This window comes from Terrabacter sp. GCM10028922, from assembly GCF_042666095.1.
GTDB lineage: Bacteria > Actinomycetota > Actinomycetes > Actinomycetales > Dermatophilaceae > Terrabacter.
The window spans coordinates 62,064-87,997 of the sequence record NZ_JBHTFG010000014.1 but is presented as its reverse complement, the minus strand read 5'-3'; the positions used below and the strand labels follow the sequence as shown (position 1 = coordinate 87,997).

Annotated in this window: 19 protein-coding genes, 1 tRNA gene and 1 other RNA gene; 11 read left to right on the top strand and 10 right to left on the bottom strand. The window is 71.9% G+C overall.

Annotated features, from left to right (window positions below; all coding sequences use genetic code 11):
* Nucleotides 1–17 precede the first annotated feature (17 nt).
* Nucleotides 18–1,625 (top strand): ATP-binding protein, encoded by a 1,608-nt coding sequence (locus ACFQU3_RS14135; RefSeq protein WP_385910797.1) that lies wholly within the window; start codon nucleotides 18–20, stop codon nucleotides 1,623–1,625.
* A complete protein-coding gene (locus ACFQU3_RS14130) occupies nucleotides 1,622–2,299 on the top strand; it encodes a response regulator (protein ID WP_385910795.1) in 678 nt (225 codons plus the stop codon). The genes ACFQU3_RS14135 and ACFQU3_RS14130 overlap by 4 nt, the downstream gene beginning before the upstream one ends.
* Before the next feature lie 88 nt (nucleotides 2,300–2,387).
* On the opposite strand, the gene ACFQU3_RS14125 is transcribed toward ACFQU3_RS14130, so the two are convergent.
* Nucleotides 2,388–3,491 (bottom strand): hypothetical protein, encoded by a 1,104-nt coding sequence (locus tag ACFQU3_RS14125; RefSeq protein WP_385910793.1) that lies wholly within the window; start codon nucleotides 3,489–3,491, stop codon nucleotides 2,388–2,390.
* A gap of 60 nt (nucleotides 3,492–3,551) precedes the next feature.
* Entirely contained in the window at nucleotides 3,552–4,559 is a 1,008-nt protein-coding gene (argF, locus tag ACFQU3_RS14120; protein WP_385910791.1) for an ornithine carbamoyltransferase, read from the bottom strand.
* Between the two features lie 107 nt (nucleotides 4,560–4,666).
* Between argF and ACFQU3_RS14115 the strand changes: the two genes are divergently transcribed.
* The 3 genes from ACFQU3_RS14115 to ffs all read left to right on the top strand — a co-directional run bounded on the left by ACFQU3_RS14115 (nucleotide 4,667) and on the right by ffs (nucleotide 6,345).
* Nucleotides 4,667–4,751 (top strand) — tRNA-Ser (locus ACFQU3_RS14115).
* A gap of 165 nt (nucleotides 4,752–4,916) precedes the next feature.
* Nucleotides 4,917–6,224, top strand: coding sequence for an MFS transporter (locus tag ACFQU3_RS14110; protein WP_385910789.1), 1,308 nt, complete (start codon nucleotides 4,917–4,919; stop codon nucleotides 6,222–6,224).
* A 24-nt stretch (nucleotides 6,225–6,248) separates the two neighbouring features.
* Nucleotides 6,249–6,345, top strand: an RNA gene (ffs, locus tag ACFQU3_RS14105) — signal recognition particle sRNA small type.
* A 29-nt stretch (nucleotides 6,346–6,374) separates the two neighbouring features.
* On the opposite strand, the gene ACFQU3_RS14100 is transcribed toward ffs, so the two are convergent.
* Complete coding sequence (locus tag ACFQU3_RS14100) at nucleotides 6,375–7,448, bottom strand: LacI family DNA-binding transcriptional regulator (RefSeq protein WP_385910787.1); 1,074 nt, start codon at nucleotides 7,446–7,448, stop codon at nucleotides 6,375–6,377.
* Nucleotides 7,449–7,525: 77 nt separating this feature from the next.
* Here ACFQU3_RS14100 and ACFQU3_RS14095 point away from each other — a divergent pair, with 77 nt between their 5' ends.
* Entirely contained in the window at nucleotides 7,526–8,743 is a 1,218-nt protein-coding gene (locus ACFQU3_RS14095) for an MFS transporter (RefSeq protein ID WP_385910785.1), read from the top strand.
* A gap of 20 nt (nucleotides 8,744–8,763) precedes the next feature.
* Here the strand turns inward: ACFQU3_RS14095 and eis are convergent, their stop codons facing one another.
* From eis to egtB, 6 genes are all read right to left on the bottom strand, one after another.
* Nucleotides 8,764–10,026 (bottom strand): enhanced intracellular survival protein Eis, encoded by a 1,263-nt coding sequence (eis, locus tag ACFQU3_RS14090; RefSeq protein WP_385910783.1) that lies wholly within the window; start codon nucleotides 10,024–10,026, stop codon nucleotides 8,764–8,766.
* A gap of 49 nt (nucleotides 10,027–10,075) precedes the next feature.
* Nucleotides 10,076–11,518 carry a hypothetical protein gene (locus ACFQU3_RS14085; protein ID WP_385910781.1) on the bottom strand — a complete coding sequence of 481 codons (1,443 nt, stop codon included), beginning with the start codon at nucleotides 11,516–11,518 and terminating at the stop codon, nucleotides 10,076–10,078.
* A gap of 8 nt (nucleotides 11,519–11,526) precedes the next feature.
* Nucleotides 11,527–12,183 (bottom strand): ATP-binding cassette domain-containing protein, encoded by a 657-nt coding sequence (locus ACFQU3_RS14080; RefSeq protein ID WP_385910779.1) that lies wholly within the window; start codon nucleotides 12,181–12,183, stop codon nucleotides 11,527–11,529.
* A gap of 387 nt (nucleotides 12,184–12,570) precedes the next feature.
* Nucleotides 12,571–13,032: a DUF3817 domain-containing protein gene (locus ACFQU3_RS14075; protein ID WP_385910777.1), complete on the bottom strand. Its 462-nt coding sequence runs from the start codon at nucleotides 13,030–13,032 to the stop codon at nucleotides 12,571–12,573.
* Between the two features lie 124 nt (nucleotides 13,033–13,156).
* Nucleotides 13,157–14,137, bottom strand: a complete 981-nt coding sequence (egtD, locus tag ACFQU3_RS14070; protein WP_385910775.1) for an L-histidine N(alpha)-methyltransferase — start codon at nucleotides 14,135–14,137, stop codon at nucleotides 13,157–13,159.
* Complete coding sequence (gene egtB / locus ACFQU3_RS14065; protein WP_385910773.1) at nucleotides 14,137–15,423, bottom strand: ergothioneine biosynthesis protein EgtB; 1,287 nt, start codon at nucleotides 15,421–15,423, stop codon at nucleotides 14,137–14,139. The genes egtD and egtB overlap by 1 nt, the downstream gene beginning before the upstream one ends.
* 173 nt (nucleotides 15,424–15,596) lie before the next feature.
* Here egtB and ACFQU3_RS14060 point away from each other — a divergent pair, with 173 nt between their 5' ends.
* Nucleotides 15,597–18,296: a DNA polymerase III subunit gamma and tau gene (locus tag ACFQU3_RS14060; RefSeq protein ID WP_385910771.1), complete on the top strand. Its 2,700-nt coding sequence runs from the start codon at nucleotides 15,597–15,599 to the stop codon at nucleotides 18,294–18,296.
* Nucleotides 18,297–18,456: 160 nt separating this feature from the next.
* Here the strand turns inward: ACFQU3_RS14060 and ACFQU3_RS14055 are convergent, their stop codons facing one another.
* On the bottom strand, nucleotides 18,457–19,347 hold the full coding sequence (locus tag ACFQU3_RS14055) for a LysR family transcriptional regulator (RefSeq protein ID WP_385910769.1): 891 nt from the start codon (nucleotides 19,345–19,347) through the stop codon (nucleotides 18,457–18,459).
* A 73-nt stretch (nucleotides 19,348–19,420) separates the two neighbouring features.
* On the opposite strand from ACFQU3_RS14055, the gene ACFQU3_RS14050 reads away from it, so the two are divergent.
* The 4 genes from ACFQU3_RS14050 (at nucleotide 19,421) to ACFQU3_RS14035 (ending at nucleotide 25,897) form a co-directional block, all read left to right on the top strand.
* Complete coding sequence (locus ACFQU3_RS14050) at nucleotides 19,421–20,695, top strand: hypothetical protein (RefSeq protein ID WP_385910767.1); 1,275 nt, start codon at nucleotides 19,421–19,423, stop codon at nucleotides 20,693–20,695.
* 84 nt (nucleotides 20,696–20,779) lie between these two features.
* On the top strand, nucleotides 20,780–21,538 hold the full coding sequence (locus tag ACFQU3_RS14045; RefSeq protein ID WP_385910765.1) for a class I SAM-dependent methyltransferase: 759 nt from the start codon (nucleotides 20,780–20,782) through the stop codon (nucleotides 21,536–21,538).
* 194 nt (nucleotides 21,539–21,732) lie between these two features.
* Nucleotides 21,733–25,083 (top strand): S8 family serine peptidase, encoded by a 3,351-nt coding sequence (locus ACFQU3_RS14040; RefSeq protein WP_385910763.1) that lies wholly within the window; start codon nucleotides 21,733–21,735, stop codon nucleotides 25,081–25,083.
* Between the two features lie 139 nt (nucleotides 25,084–25,222).
* Nucleotides 25,223–25,897, top strand: coding sequence for a lysophospholipid acyltransferase family protein (locus ACFQU3_RS14035; protein ID WP_385910761.1), 675 nt, complete (start codon nucleotides 25,223–25,225; stop codon nucleotides 25,895–25,897).
* Nucleotides 25,898–25,934 lie beyond the last annotated feature (37 nt).

Sequence of the window (25,934 nt, the reverse complement as noted above, 5' to 3'; positions counted from 1 at the left end):
ACGAGCGGAGGAGACGCATGCCGCCCCTGGGCAGGACGCTGGCCGCTCGGATCCTGCTCGCTGTCCTCGGCATCGTCGTGGTCACGCTCGCCGTGGGCTTTGCCCTGTTCGCCCGCCTGACCTCCCAGGTCGCTGACACGCGAGCCATCGAGCAGGCGACGGGCATCGCCGTGACGCTGGGCCGCGTCCCCCAGGTGGCGCAGGAGGTGCAGAGCGGCGATCCGGAGCACGTGCTGCCCGCCCTCGGCGCACGGGTGCGAGCCTCGACGGGCGCCTCCTACGTCGTCATCATCGACCGCACCGGTCGGCGCTACTCGCACCCGAACCCCGCGCTCATCGGCCAGCGCATCGAGGAACCTGTCGTCGCGCTCGACGGGCAGGTGCACACGGGCATCGACGAGGGAAGCCTCGGCCGTTCCGCGAACGCCCGGGCGCCGATCGTCGACGCGTCCGGACGCGCTGTCGGCGAGGTGTCCGTCGGCATCCTGGAGTCGGAGGTCGGCGTTCGGCTCCACGCCCAGGTCCTCGACATCGCGCTCTACGCCACCATCGCGCTCGCCCTCGGCGTCGCCGCCTCGCTCTTGCTGGCACGCGCGATCAAGCGGGTGACCTTCGGTCTCGAGCCGGCCGAGATCGTCGCGCTCATGCAGGAGCGCGAGGCGATGCTCCACGGCATCCGGGAGGGCGTGCTGGCCGTTGACGCCAAGGGATGCATCAACGTGCTCAACGAGGAGGCGCGCCGGCTGCTCGGCATCACGTCCGCCGGGCTCGGCCACCGTGTCGAGCACGTCGTGCCCGAGGGCCGGCTGCGACGCATCATCACGGGCGCGGTCGAGGGCCCAGACCTCGTCGCCGTCACCGACGAGCACCTGCTCGTGCTCAACCGGATGCCCGTGACGGTGGCCGGACGCAACGCCGGCTGGGTGGTCACGATCCGGGACCGCACCGAGCTCGAGGCCCTCGTGCGCCAGCTGGACTCGATGGAGAGCCTCTCGACAGCCCTGCGCGCGCAGGAGCACGAGTTCTCGAACCGCCTGCACGTGCTCTCGGTGCTCCTCGAGCTCGGTGAGATCGAGGAGGCCACGCGCTACAGCCAGGAGCTGCAGGCCGGGACCGTCCTGGCCAGCGAGGAGATCCGGGCGCGCATCGGCTCGCCCGTCGTCGCGGCCCTGCTGCTCGCCAAGAGCACCGTCGCGGCGGAGCGCGACGTCGTCGTGCGCCTCGACCCGAGCAGCCGTCTCGAGGCGGGACGCGACGACGACCTGCCCGTCGTGACGGTCCTCGGCAACCTCGTCGACAACGCCGTCGACGCCGTGGCCGACGACCCCGCGTCGGCCGGGGAGCATCCCCGCGGCGAGGTGGTCGTGCGGGTCGGCTGCACCGACGACGCGCTGGTGCTGACGGTGACCGACACCGGCCCCGGCATCGCCGACGAGCGCCTGCGCGACGTCTTCGTCGACGGCTTCTCGACGAAGCAGCCCCGGGGCACGATGCCTCGCGGTGTCGGCCTCGCCCTCGTGCACCGGCTCGTCACACGGGCCGGTGGGACGATCGAGGCGAGCTCACCCGACGGTGCCCGGTTCGAGGTCCGGCTGCCGCTGCGGGTCCCCGAAGGAGTGTCATGATCCGTGTCCTCGTCGTCGACGACGACTACCACGTCGCACAGGCACACGCCCTGAGCGTCGCCCGGGTGCCCGGCTTCGAGGTCGTGGGCGAGGCCCACACCGGCGCCGAGGCCCGCGAGCTCGTGACCTCGACGGCGCCGGACCTGCTGCTCCTCGACATGTACCTGCCCGACTTCAGCGGTCTCGACCTCGTCCGGCAGATCGCGGCGTCGGGGGAGCGCGTGCCGGACTTCCTCCTCGTCACCGCGGCGCGCGACATCGACTCGGTGCGCACGGCGATGCAGCTCGGGGCGCTGTACTACCTCGTGAAGCCCTTCACCTACGCTGCCCTGCGCGAGCAGCTCGAGGGGTACCGCACGTGGGCCGAGCGGATCGACCGCGCACCGGAGGCCGACCAGCACGTCGTCGACACGCTCTACGGCCTGCGGGGCGCGCCACCTCGCCGGGCCGCCGCGACCCGGACGCTGCAGCCGACGATGGCCCGCGTGCTCGAGATCGTGGCGGCCGCACCCGCGCCGATCGGGGCGGCCGAGGTCGCTGAGATCCTCGGCGCGAGCCGGCCGACGGCGCAGCGCTACCTCGCCGGCCTCGTCAAGAAGCAGCTGCTAGACCTCGACCTCACGTACGGCTCGACCGGGCGTCCCGAGCACCGCTACCTGCCTCGCCGGCGCTGACGTCCTGGCGGCCGGGGCACCGGCGTATGCCGTCGCGCGGACTCCGCCCGACGGCATACGCACTGGTCCCGGTGGCGCACTGTGGGGGTCAGGAGGCGTACGGGACGCGGTCCCACGAGAGCACGTGCGCGGCGCCCGGGCGGTTCACGGTGACCTTGAGGAAGTCGGTGTTCTGCTCCTCGCCGTCCACCGTGACGCGGGTCAGGTTGTCGGCCACGCCCTCGACGTCGTAGTAGCCCAGCCAGCGCGAGCCGGTCGCCAGCGGCTGGTCGACGTTGTAGTGGTGGCTGTCGCCGTCGAAGAGGTACACCTCGCCGTCGAATCTGCTCGCCTCGTCGACGAGCACCTGGACGAGGGGGTTGAACGACGACGTGCCGGCCGGGGTCGGCGCGAACGTCGGGTCGAACATGTCGGCCTGCTGGAAGAGGACGACGGCGCGGTCGTGGCGCAGCCTCGCCTGCGCGAAGGTCTCGCGGACGAGGTCGATCGTCGCGTCCATCCGGGCGCGCTCCTCGGCCACCTGCTCACGGGTCGGGGAGGTGAGGCCGAGGCCCGTCCACGGCGCGAGGTCGTTGTTGCTGCCCACGACGTGCAGGGTGGCCATCGACAGGCCCTGACGCCGCAACGACACGTTCTCGGGGAGACCTCGGGCCGCCTGCGAGTCCACCGTGATCGGATCGGCGCCCCGCGTGCGTCCCGGCTGCGCGAAGAACGTCTCGCGCACGGCGGCGAGCCGCTCGAGCGGGTCGTAGCCACCGGCGGCGACGCGGTGGCAGTCGGTCCACTCGTTGTCGCCCGGCGTGTACAGCAGCGGCGCCACGAACCGGTCGAACTGCGTCCGGATCATCGCGCTGTACTCGTCGGTGCACGGCGACGAGCCGTTCTTGATGTCGCCGACGTGTACCGCGAGCGCGAGCCCGGGCTCGGCGTTGATCCGGTCGACCATCGACGGGAACGCCGCGATCTGTGCCGCGCCGTAAGGCACGTCACCGATGACGGCGAAGCCGAAGTGGCCGGCCTTCTGCTGTGCGGAGAGGTCGTCCGCCTGGGCAGCCGAGGCAGACACGGTGGCTCCGGCGCCCAGCGCCGGGAGCAGGACCAGCGCGGCGAGCGCGGCGCGCAGCGGTCGAGTGCGGTGTGGGGTGCGGGGGGAGGTCCGGAGGGTGCGGTTTCGACTGGGAGAGATGCGCATGGATGCCGTTCTCCCGCACCCGCGTGAACGCCGCCCCCAGCCGAGGGTGAACGTCGGGCGTCAGAGCTGGGTCATCGTGGCGACCATGACTGCCTTGATCGTGTGCATCCGGTTCTCGGCCTGGTCGAAGACGATGGACGCCTGCGACTCGAACACGTCGTCGGTGACCTCGAGCTCCTTGAGCCCGAACTGCTCGTGGACGTCGAGGCCGACCTTCGTCTCCAGGTCGTGGAAGGCGGGCAGGCAGTGCATGAACTTGACCCGCGGATTGCCCGACAGGGCAAGGAGCTCCGCGTTGACCTGGTAGGGCCACAGCAGCTCGATGCGCTCGGCCCACACGGCCTTCGGCTCGCCCATCGACACCCAGACGTCGGTGTGCACGAAGTCGACACCCTTGACGCCCTCGGCCACGTCGTCGGTCACGGTGACCCGCGCACCGGTCTCCGCGGCATACCGGCGCGCGACGGCGACGACGGCGTCCGACGGCCACAGCGCGCGCGGAGCCACGATGCGCACGTCCATGCCGAGGATGGCGCCCGAGACGAGGAGCGAGTTGCCGACGTTGAAGCGGGCGTCGCCGACGTAGGCGTACGCGATCTGCTCGTCGGGCTTGCCCGCGTGCTCTCGCATCGTCAGCGCGTCGCACAGCGACTGCGTCGGGTGCCAGTCGTCGGTGAGGCCGTTCCAGACGGGCACGCCGGCGAACGCCCCGAGCGTCTCGATGACATCGTGGCCGGCGCCTCGGTACTCGATGCCGTCGTAGAAGCGGCCGAGCACGCGCGCGGTGTCCTTGACCGACTCCTTGTGACCGATCTGCGAGCCGTTCGGGTCGAGGTAGGTCGTGCTCGCGCCCTGGTCGGCGGCCGCGACCTCGAACGCGCAGCGGGTGCGGGTCGAGGTCTTCTCGAAGACGAGCGCGATGTTCTTGCCGGTGAGGCGTCGCTCCTCGCGGCCCTCGCGCTTCGCGGCCTTGAGCTCGGCGGCGAGGTCGAGCAGCGCCCGGAACTCCTCGGGCGTCAGGTCGGTCTCCTTGAGCAGGTTGCGGCGGTGGAGTGCGGCGAGCGACATGCGACCGATGCTTTCAGGGCGGGCTGACGCGCGGCAATCGGGTCTCACCTCGCTTCACCGACAACACGATTTCTTCTCGGCGGTGCGGCTCCGGTAACCTGCCCGACGGAGGATTCGCATAGTGGCCTAGTGCGCACGATTGGAAATCGTGTTGGGATAAAACCCTCGGGGGTTCAAATCCCCCATCCTCCGCCGAACACATCGACCCCGTCGCGCCCAGCGCGACGGGGTCGATCTGTTCCCCCATCCTCCGCGGCACGCGGCACGCGCCACACGGCCAACGGCATGCGAGCAGAAGGAGTCGGTCTACGCCGAAAACCTGACGACACTGTCGGTGGGGGACGGCAGACTCTTCCGGTGAGCTCGACCACGACCCGCCCCCCGCTGTCCTCCTTCTGGCAGGACCTGCCCCGCGACGGACGGCTGCTCATCTCGACCGTCGTGTTCCAGGCGATCGGCACGGGGCTCGTCCTGCCGTTCATGGTCGTCTACCTCCACGAGGTCCGCGGCATCGCGCTCGAGACGGTCGGCCTGCTCCTCGCGTTGCAGGCGGGGGTCGGCATCGTGCTGGTGACCCCGGCCGGAGCGCTCATCGACCGCATCGGCCCGCGCCGCGTCTACGCGAGCAGCCTCGTGGCTCTGCTGCTCGCCGACGTCCTGCTCGCCTACGCGACGACGACGGCGCAGGCCGCTTTCGCGCTCGTGCTCCTCGGCTACGGCTTCGGCATCGTGTGGCCGGCCTCGAGCGCACTCATCGGCAACCTCATCCCGTCCGGCCAGCGGCAGCGCTACTTCGGCATCAACTTCACCCTGCTCAACCTCGGCATCGGCATCGGCGGCATCGTCGGTGGCCGGTTCGTCGACGTGGCGCGTCCGGGCACGTTCACCACCGTCTACCTGCTCGACGCGCTCAGCTACGTCCCGGCCCTCGTCATCCTGCTGGGTCCGCTGCGCCACGCGCGCGACCGTGTCGAGAGGCCCGCCGACGACGACGGCGCCAAGGTGTCCTACCTTGCGCTGCTGCGTGACCCGAAGCTGCGGGCGCTGCTGCTCCTCGTCTCGATCGCCGCGCTCGTCAGCTACCCCCAGCTCAATGCCGGCATGCCCGCCTACGCACGTGCCGAGGGCCAGATCTCGACGGAGGGCCTCGGCTACGCCTTCGCCGCCAACACCATCGTCATCGTCGTGCTCCAGCTGTTCGTGATCCAGCGCATCGAGGGCCGGCGCCGCACCCGGGTCACGGTCGTCATGGCGCTGACGTGGATGGTCGCGTGGTCGCTGCTCGGCGCCACGTCGCTCGTGCCGGGCACGCTCGTCGCGACGCTGTTCCTCTGTGCGTGTGCCGGCGTCTTCGGCCTGGGCGAGACGATGCTCCAGCCCACGAGTGCGGCCATGGTCAACGACCTCGCGCCGGACCACCTGCGCGGCCGCTACAACGCGCTCAGTGCGCTCATGTTCTCGGTCGCGTTCGTCGTCGGACCCGTCGTCGCGAGCGTGCTCATCGGCCGCGGCCTGGGCCTCGTCTACATCGGCTTCCTCGTCGGCGCGTGCGCTCTGCTCGCCGTCATCGCGCTCGTCGTCGAGCGTCGGCTGCCGCCGCACGTCAACGGCATCCGGCTGGTCGAGTCGGTCCCGCAACCGGCGGACGGGCGGATTTCCGGCTGACGTCGGCGGCGGCATACACTGACCGTCGGCACCCCGCGTGGTGGTACCTCTCCGAACTCCCCCAGGGCAGGAATGCAGCAAGGGTAGGAGAGCTCTTCCAGGTACGCGGGGTGTCCCTTTTCCCCGGCGTCCCGGATCGCAGTGTGCCGGTCAGCGCGGTCGAGCGGTCGTCGTGCCCTCGCGCAGCGTGACGCGTGCGGTGACGTTGCGGGGGCGGGTGCCGTCCAGCCGGCGACGCACGAGCCGGCCGACGATCCGGCCGCGCTCGCGGCCCTGCTGGTCCATCGTGGTGAGGCGGTGCGGCAGCCACGGCAGGTCGACACCGTCGAAGCCGGTGACGCTGAGGTCGTCGGGGATGCGGAGGCCGAGCTCCTCGGCGGCGATGACGACCCCGGCCGCGATGACGTCGGACTGGGCGACGATCGCCGTCGGCCGCTCCGGTCCCGGGACGTCGAGCAGGGCCCGGCCCGCGATGATGCCGCCCTCGACGGACGAGCCGTCGCCGGTCTGGATGACGGGCGCGTCGGCGCCGAAGACGTCGCGGAAGCCGAGCACGCGGCCGACCGAGGGGATGTGCACGTTGGCGTCGGTCACGAGGTCGTCGCGGACCGGCCCGGGCTCGCCCATCGACCCGAGCGGCATGGCTACCTGCGCGACCTTCCGGTGGCCGAGGTCGCGCAGGTAGCGCGAGATCTCGGCGATGGAGCCCCGTTCGTCGATGCGGACCTGGGTCACGCGCCGGTCGCTCGGGACGCCGGTGCTGAACATCGGGATCCCGCGAGCGGCGAGGTGGTCGACCGCCGGGTGGTCGCCGGGGCCGCACAGCGAGAAGACGACGGCGTCGAGCGCGAGCCCCGCGAGCTGCGGCACGACGGACTCCACGTCGTCGGTGGGCTGGCCGAGCAGGAGCATCCCCGTCGGCACGCGTTCGAGCTCCTCGGCGAGTCCGTCGAGGACGGCGACCGCGAAGGGGTCACGGAACGCCATGCGGAGCCGGCCCTCCACGAGGACCCCGACAGCACCTGCCCGGCCCTGACGCAGCGACGAGGCGAGCGGGTTCGGGCCGGTGAACCCGAGCTCGGCCGCGGCGGCTCGCACGCGCTCACCGGTCGCCTCGGCGACGGGCCCCTTGCCGCTGAAGACGAGCGAGGCGGTCGAGAGTGACACCCCCGCGCGCTCGGCGACATCGCGGAGCGTGGCTCGGGCTTGACCTCGGGCAACCATGGGAGGCATGCTATCGAAACGATTCGAGTCGAATCGATTCGAAGCAGAGCACGGCCGATTCCTGAGAGGCTTCACACATGCCCGCCGCCGCCAGCGCCCCGCCGGCCGCCGTCGTCAGCACGGCTCGCACCGCCGTCTTCACGGCCTTCGCGATCAACGGTGCTGCCTTCGCGGCGTTCGCGTCGCGCGTGCCCGACCTCAAGCACGAGCTGGCACTCACCGCGGGTGAGCTCGGCGTCACGCTGCTCGCGGCCTCCGTCGGCTCGGTGCTCGGCCTGCCGATCTCCGGCTGGATCGTCCACCACCTCGGCGCCGCACGGACCCTCCTCGGCGCGGCCCTCGTGCAGAGCGTCGGCCTCGTCGCCGTCGGGGTCGGCGTGACCGGCCTGCACAACCGTCCGGTCGTGATGGCCGGGCTCTTCCTCGTCGGCATGGGAGTCGGGGTCTTCGACGTCGGGATGAACCTCGAGGGCGCCTCCGTCGAACGCTTCCTCGGGCGAGCGATCATGCCGCGCTTCCACGCCGCCTTCAGCGGAGGCACCGTCATCAGCGCCCTCATCGGCGCCGGGCTGTCCGCGATGCACGTGTCGATCGCGGTCCACCTCGTCGGTGTCGTCGTGATGCTGCTCGCCGTCACGCCGTGGTTCTTCAAGGCCTTCCTGCCGCGCGCGGTCGAGCTCGACGAGGACGGCAGCGAGGTCAAGCAGAAGGCGGGCATCGCGTCCGCCTGGCGTGAGCCGCGCACCCTGCTCATCGGCGTCGTCGTGCTCGCGGCGGCGTTCACGGAGGGCACCGCCAACGACTGGGTCGCCGTTGCGCTCTCCGACGGCTACGGCCTCGAGCGCTGGGTCGGCGTCGTCGGGTTCGCCGTCTTCCTCACCGCGATGACCGCCGGCCGGCTGCTCGGCACGCGCCTGCTCGACGAGCGCGGCCGCATCCCGGTCCTCCGCATCCTCTTCGTCTCGGCCGTCGTCGGCTGCCTCCTCGTCGTCTTCGGCGGCCCGGTGCTCGCCTTCGTCGGGGCGGCCGTCTGGGGCGTCGGCGCCAGCCTCGGCTTCCCCGTCGGTATGAGCGCCGCCGCCGACGACCCGGCGCGGGCCCCCGCCCGCATGAGCGTCGTCTCGACGATCGGCTACACCGCCTTCCTCGCCGGTCCGCCGCTGCTCGGCTTCCTCGGCGACCACGTCGGCGTGCTGCGCTCGCTGCTCGTCGTCGGAGCGATGGCCGTCATCGCGCTGCTCGCGCTTCCGTCGGTGCGCGAGCCCCAGCGCGTGGCCACCCGCACGTCCGCCTGAAACCACCGCGAGCCGAAGGCTCAGAAGTACTCGTTGATGTAGGGGGTCGACGCGAACACGGCGTCGAGGGCGGCGTCACCGTCGGCGTCACGGCCGGGGTCGCCACCGGTCGCGAGCCCTGCCTGGCGCAGCCGCGAGACGGACCAGCCGCACCAGAGGGCCGACAGCCCGCGTGCGTCGACGCGCAGCGGCTCGCCCCGGCCGGTCGAGGTGGGTGGGCCACCGACCTCGGTGCCGCGACCGTCTCGGGGTGTGGGGGCGTCGTCGATCCGGGTCGCGGTGCCGCGGCCTCCGGCGAGGGTGAGGGTCCAGCGCCCCGAGTTGGCGGGCATGTCGGAGTCGTCGACGACGAGCGACGCCTCGACCGACGTGTGGGGGGCGAAGCCGCGGCCGGCCACGGCCCCAACGAGGTCGACGACCCGGGCCATCCAGGGGACCTGCTGCACGTCCGTCGCGGCGAGCCCGCCGAGGGCAAGGGTCACCGGATCGCGCGGGTCGAGGTAGGTGTGCACGGTCGGGGCCGCCGACGACCCGGAACCGACGAGCCCCCACAGGGTCGCAGCCGACTCGGGCGTCGTCGCGACGAGGTGCTCGACCGTGACCGCGCCGTCGGACAGGCCGTAGACGACGAACCCGTCGCCGAGGACGTACGCGTTGAGCTCGTCGCGCTCGAGCATCCCGCGGAACGCCGCCACCGAGGGCACCATCGGTCCGCTCGCCGTGTGACGGGCGTGGGCCGCGCGCGCGAGGTCGTGCAGTCGCTGCGCATCATCGGGCCGGGCGGTACGCAGGCGCTCTGCGCCGTCGGCTCCTCCCCGCCCCGCACCGGCGGCGCCGAGGTCGCGGAGGAGGTGGGCGGCATACGTGGTCCTTGGCTGGGTGCCGCCGATCTCGTAGCCCGAGCGGCGGTAGAGGGTCGCCGTCGTCGGGAAGAGGCACGACACCACGTCGCCGAGCTCGCCCATGCGCGCCACGAGTGCGCGCGTCAGGGTCGTCGCGACGCCGGCGCCACGGGCGCTCGGCTCGACGTAGACCCCGGCGACACCGCCCATGGGCAGATGACGTCCGCCCCAGGCCTGCTCGTACGGCCGGATGCGACCGGCCCCCAGGACGACCCCGCCGTCGTCGACGACCGCGAGCATCCGGCCACCGAGCGTCTCTGCCGAGACCCGCCTCCACCAGTCCTCGCCGCCGACGCCGAGCGGGCCGAAGGACCGGTTGCGGATCGCGAGGATGGAGGGGAGGTCCGACTCGACGACGTCACGCGTGCGCAGCTCGCTCATGGCCCACGAACCTAACGAGTGGGTGCACCTGCTCGCGAGCGGGTTGCGGTCAGGCGCGATGCAGGTGCGTGAGCCGCTGCACCCGGGCGAACCCCCAGACGAGGACAGCCGCGACGACCCAGCACACGGCCGCGATCCAGCCCGCCCGGACGCCGGCCTTGGTGAGGAAGGGCACGAGCGAGCCCAGCACGACGACGATGATGCTGGGCCGGAGGTACCACGCGATCATGGCCTGCGGGCCGTAGCGCACGTCCGGCGCCCCGCGGAACGCCGCAAGCAGGTGACCGCCGCACAGCAGCGCCAGCACGACGGTGACGGCGACGACCGAGTCCGCGGTCACCGGGCTCCAGAGCGACGCGAGGGCGAGCCCGCCGCCGAGCGCGCCACCCGTGAGCAGGGTCGGGACGACGAGGTGGGCAGCGGCCTCAGGCAGCGCGTCCACCCCGATGAGCGACGGGGTGCCGATGTTGTCGGCCTGCAGGCGCAGCCCCTCCGCGAGCGCGCCGTAGCCGAGGTAGAGGGGCAGCAGCGCGAGCGTGACCGCGAACCCCGGCGCCGCCGCCTGCGTGACGCCCCAGAGGAGCACGGCCGTCCCGAGCGCGACGAGCCCGAGCCCATCGGCGAGCAGCGCCGGCTGGCGCCGCATCCCGAGGACGTCACGTCGCACGATGACAGGGATGGGGCGGCCCGGACGCAGGCGTACCGAGCGGGCGTGCCGCACCGGTGGTGCGAGGGCGAGCCGTGCGGTGCGCAGGTTGCCCGTCATGGCAGAGCCGGCGAGCGTCGACGTGTTGGCCGAGTGCGCCCGCATCGACTCCACGTGCAGCTCGCGCAGCGCGTCGTCGATGCGCCACAGCAGTCCGGGGCCGCGATCGGGCCCCGGCCAGGTGCGCGCCTGTCCCCACAGCCACAGTCGCGTCGTGACGAGGCCGGCGAGGAGGCCCGCCACCGTGACGACGGGGATCGCCACGACGCCCGTCACCTCGGAGTAGGCGAGGCCCCCGCCGAGCACGAGACCCAGGAGGCCGCCGACGAGCAGCCCACCCGCGACCGCGAACCGCCACCACCGGCGCAGGGCCAGGGCGCGATCGACCGGCGCCGACAGCACGAGGTCGATCCACGGCAGCGGCGGCACGACCGGGCCGCGAGTTCGCCCAGCCCAGAAGGCTGCTCCCATGAGGGCCCCGACCGCCGCCACGACGATGGCGAGCGCAGCCGGCGAGGTCACCTGGTCGCGCAGCCACACGCGGTCGGACGTGCGGAACACCGCCTGGACGAACGGGAACCCGTAGACGAGTGAGAAGAGGAGGAGCAGGTATGCCGCGTAGCGACCCTGCGCGCGCGCCTTGGCGGACGCCTCGCCGCCGATGACCCAGTCCGCCTGCCCGAGCCAGGCGTCGTCGTCGACCTCGAGGACAGGCCCGTCGGGAGGCCCGTCGGCAGGCCCGTCGCCGGACCCGTCGGAGCGCGTGCCGGTCGCCTCGTCAGCCATGGCGTCGCTCAGCGGGCCGGGATGACGTCGACGACACGCGTGGCGAGAGCCTCGGTGAGGTCCGGGTCGTGGCAGGCCATGACGACGGTCGCGCCGGCCTCGGTGCGCTCGCGGATGAGGCCGGCCACGACTTGACGCTTGGTCGTGTCGAGGCGTTGCTCGGGCTCGTCGAGCAGCAGCACCGTCGACGGCCGCGCGAACGTGAGGGCGAGCCGGAACAGCTGCTCCTGACCGGACGACAGCTCGTGCGGGAAGCGGTCGTCGAGGTGGTCCATCCCCAGTGAGGCGAGCAGAGCCGTGCCGCGCTCGTCCGAGGTGCTCGGGTCGCCGCCCCACGTCGAGTCGATGAGGACGAGGTGGTCGATGAGCGTGAGGTCGCGGTAGGTGGTCGGCGCACCGAGCAGGCCTGCGACGGCGGCGCGTACGGCCCGGTCGCGCTCGTCCGCCTCACGTCCGCCGATGGTCGCCGTGCCCGTCGAGGGCGGCAGGAGCCCGCCGATGATGCGCAGCAGCGTCGTCTTGCCGGAGCCGTTCGGGCCTCGCAGCACGACGCACTCGCCGGGGTCGGCCTGCACGTCGGTGGGCAGGAGCAGCGTGGTCGTGTCGATGGACTTGCCGACGGCGTCGGCCCGGACCTCGCCCGTCAGCACCGCGACCGATCCCATCAGCTCTCTCCCGTCGTCACGCCGTCCAGGACACCCTCCCACGGGTGCAAACTGCCCACTCGACCACGCCCCCCGCTGAGTCGAGTGGGCACTTTGCACCGAGTCCCGACCGCCCCCCCGCTGAGTCGAGTGGGCACTTTGCACCGACCCCGACCGCCCCCCGCTGAGTCGAGTGGGCACTTTGCACCGAGTCCCGACCGCCCCCCGCTGAGTCGAGTGGGCACTTTGCACCGAGTCCCGACCGCCCCCCCGCTGAGTCGAGTGGGCACTTTGCACCGACCCCACCGCCCCCCGCTGAGTCGAGTGGGCACTTTGCACCGACTCCCGACCGCCACCCTCAGAGTCGAGTGGGCACTTTGCACCGAGTCCCGACTCGGAGAGACATGCTCAGCCCGGGTTGCTGGCGGGTGGACCGACGAGGAGGGCGACGCCGGTCAGGGCGAGTACCGCGACGACCCCGATGCCGACCGCCACGGCGGGGCGGGCCAGAAGGGCGGCGACAACGCGTTCGGCAGGGTTGGCGGGCATGTCACCATCGCGCCCAAGGCGCCAGCCGGCGTCGAGGCGGCCGCGGCGCTCGAGCCGGCGCTCCCACCAGACCGTGAGGAACGGCGGCACGGCACTGAGCAGACCGAGCAGTCCCTCACGCACCGTCCACCGCTGGATGACCCAGAGCAGGACGGTCACGAGGCAGAAGGCGATGAACACGACGCCGTGCAGCAGACCGAAGGCCTTGACGCCGAGCTCGGTGGTGCGTGTGACGTACTTGAGGACCATCCCGAGCAGCAGCAGCGCCCACGTGACCACCTCCGCTAGGGCGATGCGGCGGTAAAGGGTGCGAGGCGTCATCCGGTCATCTCCTACGTCGTGTCGTAATCGCTGCCCAGTGTGCCAAACGCCGAAAGTCGATGTATCTGCGCGCCACCGGTGACGCGCAGATACATCGAACCGGGGGCGGGACGCCACGTGTCGGTCAGCCCGCGAGACGGGCCAGGGTGACGGCGAAGTCACCGCCCTCGTCCGTCCACGTGCGCTCGACCGAGAAGCCGGCGGCGGCGAGCTCGTCGCGGATGCGCTCCGGTCGGAACTTCGTCGAGATCTCGACCCGGATCTCCTCACCGTGCGCCAGGTCGAACTCGATCCCGGCCCCCGGGACGCGCACCCGCTGCGGCATGTCGGCGCGCAGCCGCAGGTCCATCCGCTCCATCCGCGGATCCCAGAACGGGACGTAGGAGAACGCCTCGACGTCGAAGTCGGCGTCGAGCTCGCGGTTGAGCACGTGGAGGCAGTTGGTGACGAAGGCGGCCGTGACACCGCGACTGTCGTCGTAGGCCGCGATGAGCCGGTCGCTGCTCTTGACGAGGTCGGTGCCGAGGAGGAACCAGTCGCCCGGCTCGAGGCTGTCGGCGAGGGCACCGAGGAACGCCGCCCGCTCCTCCAGGTAGAAGTTGCCGATGGTGCCGCCGAGGAAGGCGACGAGACGCCGGTCGCCGCGCGGCAGGTGCCCGAGGTGGAGAGTGAAGTCGCCGACAAGGGCCTCGACCGTGATCGACGGGTAGCGCGCCGAGAGCTCGGCCGCGGCCTGCCGGAGCGTCGCATCGGACACGTCGACAGGGACGAACCGCCGCAGGCGTCCGGTCGCCGTGAAGGCGTCGAGCAGCGTGCGGGTCTTGTCGCTCGTGCCGCTGCCGAGCTCGACGACCGTCGTCGCGTCACACGCCGCGACGATGTCGTCGGCGTGGTCACGCAGGATGGCCCGCTCGCACTCCGTCGGGTAGTACTCCGGCAGCCGGGTGATCGCATCGAAGAGCTCGGAGCCGACGTCGTCGTAGAGCCACTTCGGCGGCAGGGTGCGGGGCTGGGAGCCCAGCCCGCGGCGTACGTCCTCGACGAGTGCGCCCGAGGCCCAGTCGGGGTCGAGCGCGACGGTGACGACCGGCTCGCGTGCCGCCATCAGCGGGCCCCTCCGTCGGCGAGGCGCACACCCGACAGGGCCCAGCGCGATCCCGGCGGGAAGAAGTTGCGGTACGTCGCCCTCGCGTGACCGGGCGGGGTCAGTGCGCAGCCACCACGGAGCACCATCTGGCCCGACATGAACTTGCCGTTGTACTCACCGATGGCGCCGGCCGGCGGGTGGTAGCCGGGATATGCGAGGTACGCCGACGACGTCCACTCCCAGCAGTCTCCGTAGACCTGGCGCAGGTGCCCGGTGCTCGGCCCGGCCGCGCGGGGGTGGAAGGTCTGCAGGTCGGAGAGGTTGCCGCCGGATGCCGTCGCGTCAGCCTGGCCGTCGGCGACGACCGCGTGCTCCCACTCGGCCTCGGTCGGCAGCCGCTTGCCGGCCCAGGTGGCGTAGGCGTCGGCCTCGTAGTGGCTGACGTGGCTCACCGGGAGTCCCGGGTCGACCGGACGCGTGCCGCTCAGCGTGTGCTCGAACCAGACGCCGTCGACCTCGGTCCAGTAGAACGGAGCGCGCCAGCCCTCGGCTCGCACTCGCCCCCAGCCGTCGGAGAGCCAGAGCTCGTGCCGGTCGTAGCCGCGGTCGGCCATGAACTCGAGCCACTCGCCGTTGGTCACGAGCCGGTCGGCGAGACGGTAGGGCTCGAGCCACTGCTGGTGCAGGGGCAGCTCGTTGTCGAAGCTGAAGCCGTCGCCCCGGTGACCGACCTCGACGAGCCCGCCCTCGACGTCGACCCAGCCCAACGCGTCGGGCTCGGACGACGCGAGGGGCGTGCCGGCATACGCCGGGTTGAGCGGGTTGACCGACAGGACGTGCTTGATGTCCATGAGGAGCAGCTCCTGGTGCTGCTGCTCGTGGTGGAAGCCGAGCTCGATGGTCGAGGTCAGCTTCTCCAGCGCGCCGCCGTCGAGGGTCGTCACGAGGTCGCGCATGCGCGCGTCGACGTCGTCGCGGTAGAGGCCGACGTCGTGGGCGCCCGGGCGCGTGATGTGGCCGCGCTCGGCGCGTGCGTAGCGGGGCCCGACGCCCTCGTAGTAGCTGTTGAAGAGGAACCAGTACTGGTCCTGGTACGGCCGGAACGACGGCTCGTTGTCGGCCAGCACGAACGTCTCGAAGAACCACGTCACGTGCGCTCGGTGCCACTTCGTGGGAGAGACGTCCGGCATGGACTGGACCGTCTGGTCCTCGGGTGACAACGGCGCGGCGAGCGACTCGGTGTGGGCTCGGACCTCGTCGTAGCGGGCCACCAAGGTGTCGGCGTCCCAGCTGGGGTCGGGCATCGTGACCTCCTCCTCACGGCCGCTGACAGCGCGGGATGCGCCCGGACCGGCGTGCCTAAGACAGTAGGTGGGGCCCCTGACAGCCGCCCGCCGGAAGCGATGGATGTGGGCGATCCGTAAGGAGCTGTTCACCGCGGAGTCGGGCGTCGGTCCGGACGGTTAGTGTTTCCGGCATGGCCACCGCCCTGTACCGCCGCTACCGGCCCGAGAGCTTCGCCGACGTCATCGGCCAGGAGCACGTGACGGAGCCGCTCATGCAGGCGCTGCGCACGGGGCGCGTCAACCACGCCTACCTCTTCAGCGGCCCCCGCGGCTGCGGCAAGACGACGAGCGCCCGCATCCTCGCGCGCTGCCTGAACTGCGAGCAGGGCCCGACGCCGATCCCGTGCGGCACGTGCGACTCGTGCGTGGCGCTCGCACGCGGCGGCTCCGGCTCGGTCGACGTCATCGAGATCGACGCGGCCAGCCACGGTGGTGTCGACGACGCCCGCGACCTGCGCGAGCGGGCCAGCTACGGCCCGGCGCAGAGCCGCTTCAAGATCTACATCATCGACGAGGCGCACATGGTGACGCCGCAGGGCTTCAACGCGCTCCTCAAGATCGTCGAGGAGCCGCCGGAGCACGTGAAGTTCGTCTTCGCGACGACCGAGCCCGAGAAGGTCATCGGCACGATCCGCTCACGCACGCACCACTATCCGTTCCGACTCGTGCCGCCGGCCAAGCTGAGCGCCTACATGGAGCGGCTGCTCGAGGCCGAGTCGGTGGCGGTGCAGCCTGGGGTGCTCAGCTTCGTCACGCGCGCGGGTGGGGGGTCGGTGCGTGACTCGCTCTCCGTCCTCGACCAGCTCATCGCCGGCTCGGGCCCCGAGGGCCTGACCTACGACGGGGCGGTCTCGCTGCTCGGCTTCACCGACGGCGAGCTGCTCGACAGCACCGTCGACGCGCTGGCGGCGGGCGACGGCGCGGCGACGTTCCGGCAGATCGACAAGGTCATCGAGTCGGGCCACGACCCGCGTCGCTTCATCGAGGACCTCCTCGAGCGGCTGCGTGACCTCATCATCGTGGCGGCCATCCCCGAGGGCGTCTCCCAAGTGCTGCGCGGCGTCCCCGAGGACCAGCTCGAGCGCATGCGCGTGCAGCAGGCGGCGTTCGGTCCCGGCGCCCTGTCGCGCGCCGCCGACATCGTCAACACCGGCCTCACCGAGATGACGGGCGCCACCGCGCCGCGACTGCAGCTGGAGCTGATCTGCGCCCGCATCCTCCTCCCGGCGGCGTCGGGGGAGCAGGGGTATGCCGCTCGCCTCGACCGCTTGGAGCGTCGCCTCGACGTGGGCGGCGTCCCGAGCGCCTCGGGCGGCGGTGCACCGCTCAGCTCGTCCCCGCGGGCGCCCTCGGCTCAGGTGTCACCGCCGACAGGTCCGCCGGCCTCCGGCGTCGCGGCGCCACCGCGAACGGTCTCCGACTACACGCCCCCGGCGAGTGGGGCGGCGTCCGGTGCGTCGCACTCGGCCGGCGGCATGGGCGGCGGTGGCCGATCGGGCCTCCAGCAGGCCGTCGGCCGCCAGACGGGCCCGGGCGACGAGGGCAGGGTCGACGCGGTGCGTGCCGAGGTCGGGGCTCCGCCGGTCATGGCGCCCGACGAGTCAGTAGGTGGGCCGTCGGTGGCTGAGGCCTCGCACAGGGCCGACCACCACCTCTCGGGCGCCTCGACCGACGAGCGTGCCGGGGGTGCAGGGGCTGGCGCCGGCTCGGCCGAGGCGGGTGCGAGCCACGTGGGTCGCGCACCGGAGACCGCCAGCTCCGCTCCGGCTGCTGCGCCGGCGGGCGGCATGGACACCGATGCGATCCGCCGCGCATGGCCCAACGTCCTCGGCCGCATCTTCACGATGCGCCGCATCACGTGGACCTTCGTCTCGCAGAACGCCCAGGTCACGGCGTTCGACGGCAAGACGCTGACCCTCGGCATCGCGACCGCGGGTCTCACGCAGACCTTCCGGGCCGGCAACCACGCCGACATCGTGCGCCAGGCCCTCATCGACGAGCTCGGCGTCGACGCGGTCGTCGACGGCGTCCACGTCGACGCCGTGTCGCAGCAGGCGCCCGTCGCGCCGCCGCCGGGCGCCGTACCGCAGGGTCCGCCGGACGGTCCGGGCGACGTCGGTGGCGGGGGTGGCCCGGGCGGTTCGGGGGGAGCACCCGGTGGCGGCACCGCTGAAGCCCGATCGGAGGCTTCGGGGTCCTTCGCAGCCGGTGGGCCCGACCGCCCCTCGTGGGGTGATGCCGGCGCAGGTCATGGGTCCGCCCGCGCGACGGGCGGTGGCGCTGACGACTCCTCGTCGGCCGGCGGGTCCGGTGCCGGGCACGGGTCCCGTGGAGTGTCCCAAGCCGCAGCGGCTCCGTCGTTGCGCGGCGTTTCGGCCCTCGCCGACGCGGGGCTGAGCCCGGTGTCCGGTCGGTCGCTCGAGGACAATGCCGGGTGGGGCTCGGCCACTGGCCCGGCCCCCGACTGGGCCACCGGCCCGGACTCCGGCACCGGGTCCGCCTCCGCGGCCGCGCCGCCGGCGAGTGATCCCCAGGGCGCATCAGGGGCCGGCTCCCCGCTGGGCAGCGGTTCGGGCAGGGGGGACGACAGCGCCCCGCCACCCACGGCCTCGGCGCTGCGCGGCGCCAGTGCCGTCCGTCAGTCCTTCGCCGAGGCGCGGTCGCGGTCCTCCGCGTCCCGGACCGGCGACGAAGACCAGCCACCCCCGCCGGTCACCGACGACTCGGCCGTGAGCCACGACGACGAGGACATCGAGCAGTCCGGCGACGTCGGTCGTGCCGTCATCGAGAAGGTCCTCGGAGGGCGGGTCGTGCAGGAGCTCGACGACTGAGCCGCGCACACCGCTGATCCTGCTGGGGTCGTGAAGCCGGGCGCACACGGGTCGGCGGGTCGAGGAGCTCGAGCATGCCGCGCGGGTGAAAGTGCCCACTCGACTCTTGGGGCGGGGGCGGGTGAAAGTGCCCACTCGACTCGTGGGAGGGGGGCGGGGGTCAGGTGGGGGTGGAGCGGCGGCGGAGGCCGAGGGCCCGGGCCAGCGCCGGCAGGGCCGCGGCCAGGACCGGGTCGAGCTCGCCGCGGGCGATGACGGAGAGTCGCACGGGAAGGTCGACGCGTGAGGTCACGACGCGGTCGCCGGGTCGACCCGACATCCGCGCGGCGCTCGACGGGACGATGGCGATCCCCTCCCTGCGTCGCGAGATCTCGAGCGCGACCGGCGCCGTCGCCGCGTGGCGAGCCGTTCCCCCGAGGGCTGCGATGCGCTCGGCGATGACGGGTCCGGAGTTGTCGTACGGCGCGTACGTGACGACCCGGTCGAGGAACGGGCGCGGTCCCCGTCGCGGTGGGTCGACGCCCGCCGCGACGAAGGCGACGAGCTCGTCGGTGCCGAGTCGGTGCGCGACGACGTGCGGAGGCAGCTGCACCTGTTCGGCGATGCCGATGAGGGCCGCATCCATCGACCCCTCGGCGACGAGCTCGATCATCTCGTTGCCGTGGTACACCACGGTCGAGAGCCGCACGTCGTCACCGACGAGCTCGTCGAGGGCCGGGAACACGTAGCCGGAGATGCCGGCGAACGTGCCAACTCGAAGCGTTCGCGCCGAAGCCGACGCCCGGACGGCCGCATAGACGCCACCGAGGTGGTCGAGGATGTGCTCGGCCTGACGAACCATCTCGAGACCAGCCGGCGTCGCGGTCGTGCCCAAGGGGCTGCGGGTGAACAGCACTGTGCCGCAGCGTCTCTCGAGCCGGGCCAGTCGCTGCGAGGCGGCCGGCTGGCTCACGAGTAGCTCTCGCGCCGCCGAGCCGAGTGACTGCGTGCGGTGGAGGGTGAGCACGAGCTTGAGGTCCTCGACGTCGGGCACCTGGTGCAATGCATCCATAAGACGATCTTATGAGCACCGCCGAGGTTGCGCCGTCTACCGCCCGAACGGGAGTAGCCCGAGGCTGGATGTCGTGACACCGAGCCGCGCGATACGCATCGTCCTGACCTCGAACGCCATCGAGCACCTCGCGTTCCGTTTCACCCAGCTGGCCCTCCCGCTCGTCGTCCTGAGCCAGTTCGACTCGGCTGCAGCGGCCGGCCTCGTCGGAGGGCTCGCCGGCCTGCCGGTCATCACGTCGCCGTGGTGGGCCAGGCGGCTGAGGCAACGCCTTTCGGACGGTCGTGGACTGGCGCTCGTCTCGCTGTGGCAGGCCGCCGCGGTCCTCGTCGTCCCGACCGCGATGCTCGTCGGCGCTCTCCACCTCGTCGTCCTCGCCGTCGCCGGCCTTGCCGTCGGGGTCTCCGATGCCCTGGCGTCGCCGGGCCGCACCGCCCTGCTCGGTGACCTCGGCGACCGCATCGGCGAGGGCATGGCCACCCGTGTCATCACCTGGGACGACGCGCTGCGTCGAGCGGCGATGGTCGTCGGGCCGGGCCTGGCCGGCGTCGGGGTGCACCTCGGCTTGACGCACGTCCTGCTGTGGGTCGAGGGGGCGTCGCTCGTCGTGTCGGCCCTGGTCGTGCGCCGCGTCGTCCTGTCGCCGACGGCAGCGACGGCATCAGCCACAGCATCCGTGGTCCACAGCGGGAGCACGTCGGCGTCCGACCCGCTGAAGCCCGCGGCCCAGCACGCGCCGGGCATCCTCGCCTCGGTGCGGCCTCACCCGGACATCCTCCGCGGTTGGGTCATGCGGGGAACGAGCTGCCTGCTGTGGTTTACCTTCGCGCTCGGCCTCGCCGTGCAGGGCGAACGGACCGGGCAGGCGGGGACGCTCTACGCGACGGCCCTCACGGCATACGGCCTCGGGTCGCTGGCGATGACTCTCGTCGTGGGCGCGCGCCCACCCGCGTCACGGCCGCTGCGGGTGGCCACGCTCTCGTGGGTCGGCCAAGGTCTCACGTTCAGCGCGATGGCGCTGTGGACCACGCCCGTGCCCGTCGCGATCTGGTCGGCGGCCGCCGGCGGCGTCACGGTCATCGGGATCCGAGCCATGACCCAGCTGCTGGTCGTGCAGACGAGGGGCCCGGCCCGTCGGGCCGCGCTCGCCGGTCAGTCGATCCTCGTCGACGTCATGGTCTCGTTGGGCATGCTCACGGGCGGTCTCGTCATCGACCACGTCGGCGTCCGGGCCGCGCTCGGCGGGGCGGGCCTGCTCATCGCGGCCGTCGCACTCGTCGCCGGACTCTCCACGGGTGAACGAGCTCAGGTGCGGCGCCTCCCTGCTGCGGCTACGGTCCGCGGATGAGCCCGCAGATCGCCGTGTGCCGCAGGGGCGCGGAACATCTGCATTCCGGGGCGGTCGGCCGGCTGACGGCGGTAGCGTCGGCAGGTGACCTTCGAGGTTGCGGCAGATGCGTACAACCGTTTCATGGGGCGCTACTCGGGACCGCTCGCTACACGGTTCGCCGACTGGGCCGGGGTCACCCCACCCGGTCGGGCGCTCGACGTGGGCTGCGGCACGGGCGCGCTGACCCGCGAGCTCGTCGAGCGCCTCGGGGTCGACGGTGTGTCTGCTGTCGACCCGTCGCAGCCGTTCCTGGCCGCTCTGCGGCAGTCGTTCCCGACGCTCGACGTACAGGCCGGAGTAGCGGAGCAGCTGCCCTACCCAGACGACCTGTTCGACCACGCCCTGGCCCAGCTCGTCGTCCACTTCATGGCCGACCCCGTGGGTGGCTTTCGCGAGATGGGACGCGTCACCCGACCCGGTGGCACGGTGGCAGCGTGCGTCTGGGACCTCGGTGGCGGAGGCGGACCCCTGACGGCCTTCTGGCAGGCTGCACGGGACCTCGACCCTGACGTGAACGACGAGTCCGGGCTGCCCGGCGTCCACGAGGGTGAGCTGTCGCGCCTCTGCGACGAGGCCGGGCTCAGCCAGATCGAGGACGGCGTCCTCACGGTCACCGTGCGGCACGCGACCTTCGACGAGTGGTGGGAGCCGTACACGCTCGGGGTCGGCCCTGCGGGCGCACACGTGCAGAACCTCGACGAGGCCGGCCGAGTCGCCCTGCGAGACCGGTGCCGCGAGCTCCTGCCCGAGCCGCCGTTCTACATCTTGGCCTCGGCATGGGCCGTGCGGGCCCGAGCCTGACCTACGCGCCCAGAGTTACGCCTCGTCTGAATGTGCCTGTATGACAAGGCCGTTCGCAATATGTCATGACTTGTCGCCCTACTTTCGTCGTGGAGGCCTCGGCATTCGCGAAAGCCGGGACAGGCCTTGGACTGACTCCTAGCGTGTGGTGGTTCGGATTTTTCGGGGTCCCCGCTTGTTGTCGAGGAGTCGCCATGTCTCGTCCGTACCGTGCATTCGCCGCCGTCGCCTCCGGCGCGGCCGTCGTCCTCGCCACGCTGACTGCCGGTGGTCCCGCCGCAGCCGGCGACGGGAAGCCCGACCCGTCGCGCTTCACCGCCCATGCGCTCGCTCCGAGCGCCAAGGTCTCGACGGTGTCGTCCGACCTCGACAAGGTGGTCGCGGCCAGCCCGCGCACCCGGTCGGGCCTCGTGTCCGTGCTGGTGAAGCTCGATGACCAGCCTGTGGTCAGCTACGACGGACACCTCAAGGGCTTCCCGCCCACGAGCGCCAGAGCCACAGGCCGGCCCTTCGACCCCACGTCGAGGGCAAGCCGCGCGTACCTCGCCCACGTCAAGCAGAAGCAGGCCGCCTTCGAGAAGGCGGCCAAGGCGAAGGCACCGAGCGCCAAGGTCGTCGGAAGGTACGACCTCGTCTTCGGCGGCGTCTCGATGCTCGTACGACCCGAGGAGATGGCCGGCCTCGTCGGCACCGCTGGCGTCGCGGCCGTGCTGCCCGACCGTGTCGAGCAGCCGCAGACCGATGTGTCCCCCGGCTTCATCGGCGCACCCGTGCTGTGGCAGAGCCTGGGCGGGCAGTCGAAGGCGGGCGAGGGCGTCATCGTCGGCGTCCTCGACACCGGCGTCTGGCCCGAGCACCCCTCCTTCTCCGACCCCGATCCGGCAGGCAAGGCGTACGCCGCCCCGAAGGCGACGCTGTCGGGCACCCGAGCCTGCGAGTTCAGCGGCGGGGCCAGCCCGGGTCCCGCCTTCGCGTGCAACAACAAGCTCATCGGCGCCGACCGCTTCATGGCGACCTACGACGCCGTCGTCGGTCTCCTGCCGACCGAGTTCACGACGGCGCGCGACGACAACGGCCACGGCTCGCACACTGCAAGCACCTCGGCGGGCAACCGCACCGTCGCGGCCAGCATCCTCGGTCTCGTGCGCGGCATCGTGAGCGGCATCGCCCCGCGTTCGCACGTCATGGCGTACAAGGTGTGCGGCGACCAGGGCTGCTTCCAGAGCGACTCCGTCGCAGCGGTCCAGAAGGCGATCACCGACAACGTCGACGTCATCAACTTCTCGATCAGCGGCGGCTCGAACCCGTACGCCGATGCCGTCGAGCTCGCCTTCCTCGACGCGTACAACGCGGGCGTCTTCGTGTCCGCATCGGCAGGCAACTCCGGCCCCGGGCCCGACACCGTCGACCACCGCGGCCCGTGGGTGACCACGGTGGGTGCGAGCACGACGAACCGGCACTTCCAGTCGACCGTGCAGCTCACGTCGACGGACGGCGCGACCCTGAGCCTCGTCGGCTCGTCGGTCACGCCGGGCATCGGTACGGCGACACCCGTCGTGCTGGCCACCGCCGTCGGGTCGGACGCCCTCTGCACCACGCCGATCACCGCCGGTGCGGCCACCGGCAAGATCGTCGTCTGCCAGCGCGGGCCCGGCCGCGTGCTCAAGAGCAAGGTCGTCGCCGATGGTGGCGGCGCGGGCATGCTGCTCTACAACGCGGCGCGCCTCAACGAGTTCACCGACAACCACTGGGTGCCGACCGTGCACCTCGAGAACACCGCCGGCAGCGCCCTGCTCGCGTTCCTCGAGGCACACCCGGGCGTCACCGCACAGTGGGCCAACCCGACGTCGCGCACGGTCCAGGGTGACGAGATGACGGCGTTCAGCTCACGCGGTGGGGCCGGTCAGAGCCTTGGAGTCAGCAAGCCCGACGTGACCGCGCCCGGCCTGCAGATCCTCGCGGCCGCAACACCAGCGCCCGCCACGGACGTAGGCGGACCCCCCGGACAGACCTTCCAGAGCATTGCCGGGACCTCGATGTCGAGCCCGCACGTGACCGGCAGCGGAGCGTTGCTGGCCGCCCTGCACCCTGACTGGACGCCCGGCCAGATCAAGTCGGCCCTCATGACGTCCTCGACGACCGACGTGCGAAACAACGACGGCGTCTCCCCGACGACTCCCTTCGACCGCGGCTCGGGCCGGATCCGCCTCAACAAGGCGGGTGACCCGGGCGCAACCTTCGACGAGAGCGGTGCCGACTACGTCGCCCTCGAAGACAGTCTGTGGAACGCGAACTATCCGAGCCTCTACGTCCCCTCACTGGCCGGACGGCTCACGGTCCAGCGCACGCTCCACAACGAGACGAACAGGTCGGCCAAGTGGAAGCTCAGCGTCTCGGCGCCCAGTGACCTCAAGGTCACCGTCCCGTCCTCGCTGACACTGCCTGCGAACGGCAACGGTGCGTTCACGATCGCTCTCGACGGAGTCGGCCTCGCCGACGGCGCCGTGCGCCACGCGCAGGTCACCCTGTCCGACGCGCCCGGTCACCGCATCGTCTTCCCGATCACGGTCGTCCGCGGCCAGGCGTCGATCACGCTGGACAAGACCTGTACCCCGCAGACCCTCGCCGTCGGCGCGAACACCTCGTGCACGATCACGGCGACGAACCCGGCGTTCGTCGACGCGACGGTCAGCATCGTCGACCAGGTGCCCTCGCGGCTCGACGTCGTCGACGCCTCGGTGACGGGAGGGACGCTCGCCGGCAACACCGTGACGTTCAACGGCACCGTGCCGGCCACCGACCCGCCCACCGTGACCGTCGCTCCGGGATCGTCCCCGGGCGGTGGGTACCTGCCGTTGTCGGCCTTCGGGATCGCGCCGACCGATGGCGTGGGTGACGACACCATCACGAACTTCGACGGACCCGGCTTCACCTTCGGAGGACAGACGTACACGCGGCTCGGTGTGTCGAGCAACGGTTACGTCGTCGTCGGCGGCGGGGCGGGGGAGGACAACTCCATCAACAACCAGAGCTTCCCGAACCCGAACCGGCCGAACAACGTCCTCGCGCCGTTCTGGACCGACCTCAACCCCGCCGCTGCCGGAGCGCTGCGCGTCAGCACCCTGACCGACGGCCAAGACACGTGGATCGTCGTCGACTGGGAGGGTGTCCGGGAGTTCAGCCAGCCGCGCCTCGCGTCGTTCCAGACCTGGATCGGCATCAACGGCGATGCCCACCCCGGCACCGACGTCTCGTACGCCTTCGGGACGATCCAGGGCAACGGTGACGGCGGGTTCCTCACCGTCGGCGCGGAGAACAGCTCCGGGTCGAGGGGGCAGAACACCTACTACAACGGCACCGGTACCCCGCCCGCCAACGGCACCCAGCTCGTCGTCGGAAGCGTGCCGGGGACCGCCGGCTCGCACACGGTCAGCTTCGACGCCAAGGGCGTCAGCGCAGGGCCGTGGACGAACTGCGCCGCGATGACGAGCCCCGCGTTCGACGGCACGAGCGTGCGGTGCGCGAGCGGGACGGTGACCCCGTGACGGAGCGGCCGGCTCCACCCGGCCCGGATGGGCGGCACACCAAGGCGTGAGTGCCGGGTGAGCGCCGAGTGAGCGACGGCCGGGGTGGTGGCGTGACACGCCATCCCGGCCGTGCGTCGAGCACCCTAGGCTGTGGCCCATGTTCTACAGCCTCGGGCGCAACGTCCTGTACCCGCTGTCGCACGCGCTGTACCGCCCCACGATCGAGGGCAAGGAGAACATCCCCCGCGAGGGCGGCGTCATCGTGGCGAGCAACCACCTGTCGTTCATCGACTCCTTCGCGATCCCGCTCGCGTCGCCGCGCCAGGTGCGGTTCCTGGCCAAGGAGGAGTACTGGACCGGCAAGGGCGTCGGCGGTCTGCTGCGCAAGGGGTTCTTCACCGCGGTCGGGATGGTGCCCGTGGACCGGCACTCGCCCACGGCGGCGCAGGAGAGCCTCGACACGGCGCTCGAGGTGCTCAAGGCCGGCGATGCCTTCGGCATCTACCCGGAGGGCACGCGCTCACGCGACGGCCGGCTCTACCGGGGCCGCACGGGCGTCGCGTGGCTGGCGCTCACCGCCCAGGTCCCGATCGTCCCGGTCGGGCTCATCGGCACCGAGGACATCCAGCCGGTCGGGGCGAGCTTTCCCAGGCTCGCCAAGGTGACCGTGCGCTTCGGCAAGCCGATCGGCGTCGAGGAGTATGCGGGTGTACCTGCGGGGAAGGCTCGCCGGCAGCTGACCGACCGGGTCATGGAGGCGATCGCTGAGCTGTCCGGCCAGGAACGCGTCGACGCGTACAACGAGGTGCCGGGCGGTGAGCCGTCCGCCTGAGCGGAACTGCGGGGTTTCCGTGCAGATGCGACCCAGT

What these genes read in the sequence shown, in the direction of transcription:
- ACFQU3_RS14135 (WP_385910797.1), top strand. Translation starts at nt 18, where the DNA reads ATGCCGCCCCTGGGCAGGACGCTGGCCGCTCGGATCCTGCTCGCTGTC.
- ACFQU3_RS14130 (WP_385910795.1), top strand. Translation starts at nt 1,622, where the DNA reads ATGATCCGTGTCCTCGTCGTCGACGACGACTACCACGTCGCACAGGCA.
- ACFQU3_RS14125 (WP_385910793.1), bottom strand. Translation starts at nt 3,491, where the DNA reads ATGCGCATCTCTCCCAGTCGAAACCGCACCCTCCGGACCTCCCCCCGC.
- argF (WP_385910791.1), bottom strand. Translation starts at nt 4,559, where the DNA reads ATGTCGCTCGCCGCACTCCACCGCCGCAACCTGCTCAAGGAGACCGAC.
- ACFQU3_RS14100 (WP_385910787.1), bottom strand. Translation starts at nt 7,448, where the DNA reads ATGGTTGCCCGAGGTCAAGCCCGAGCCACGCTCCGCGATGTCGCCGAG.
- ACFQU3_RS14095 (WP_385910785.1), top strand. Translation starts at nt 7,526, where the DNA reads ATGCCCGCCGCCGCCAGCGCCCCGCCGGCCGCCGTCGTCAGCACGGCT.
- eis (WP_385910783.1), bottom strand. Translation starts at nt 10,026, where the DNA reads ATGAGCGAGCTGCGCACGCGTGACGTCGTCGAGTCGGACCTCCCCTCC.
- ACFQU3_RS14085 (WP_385910781.1), bottom strand. Translation starts at nt 11,518, where the DNA reads ATGGCTGACGAGGCGACCGGCACGCGCTCCGACGGGTCCGGCGACGGG.
- ACFQU3_RS14080 (WP_385910779.1), bottom strand. Translation starts at nt 12,183, where the DNA reads ATGGGATCGGTCGCGGTGCTGACGGGCGAGGTCCGGGCCGACGCCGTC.
- ACFQU3_RS14075 (WP_385910777.1), bottom strand. Translation starts at nt 13,032, where the DNA reads ATGACGCCTCGCACCCTTTACCGCCGCATCGCCCTAGCGGAGGTGGTC.
- egtD (WP_385910775.1), bottom strand. Translation starts at nt 14,137, where the DNA reads ATGGCGGCACGCGAGCCGGTCGTCACCGTCGCGCTCGACCCCGACTGG.
- egtB (WP_385910773.1), bottom strand. Translation starts at nt 15,423, where the DNA reads ATGCCCGACCCCAGCTGGGACGCCGACACCTTGGTGGCCCGCTACGAC.
- ACFQU3_RS14060 (WP_385910771.1), top strand. Translation starts at nt 15,597, where the DNA reads ATGGCCACCGCCCTGTACCGCCGCTACCGGCCCGAGAGCTTCGCCGAC.
- ACFQU3_RS14055 (WP_385910769.1), bottom strand. Translation starts at nt 19,347, where the DNA reads ATGGATGCATTGCACCAGGTGCCCGACGTCGAGGACCTCAAGCTCGTG.
- ACFQU3_RS14040 (WP_385910763.1), top strand. Translation starts at nt 21,733, where the DNA reads ATGTCTCGTCCGTACCGTGCATTCGCCGCCGTCGCCTCCGGCGCGGCC.
- ACFQU3_RS14035 (WP_385910761.1), top strand. Translation starts at nt 25,223, where the DNA reads ATGTTCTACAGCCTCGGGCGCAACGTCCTGTACCCGCTGTCGCACGCG.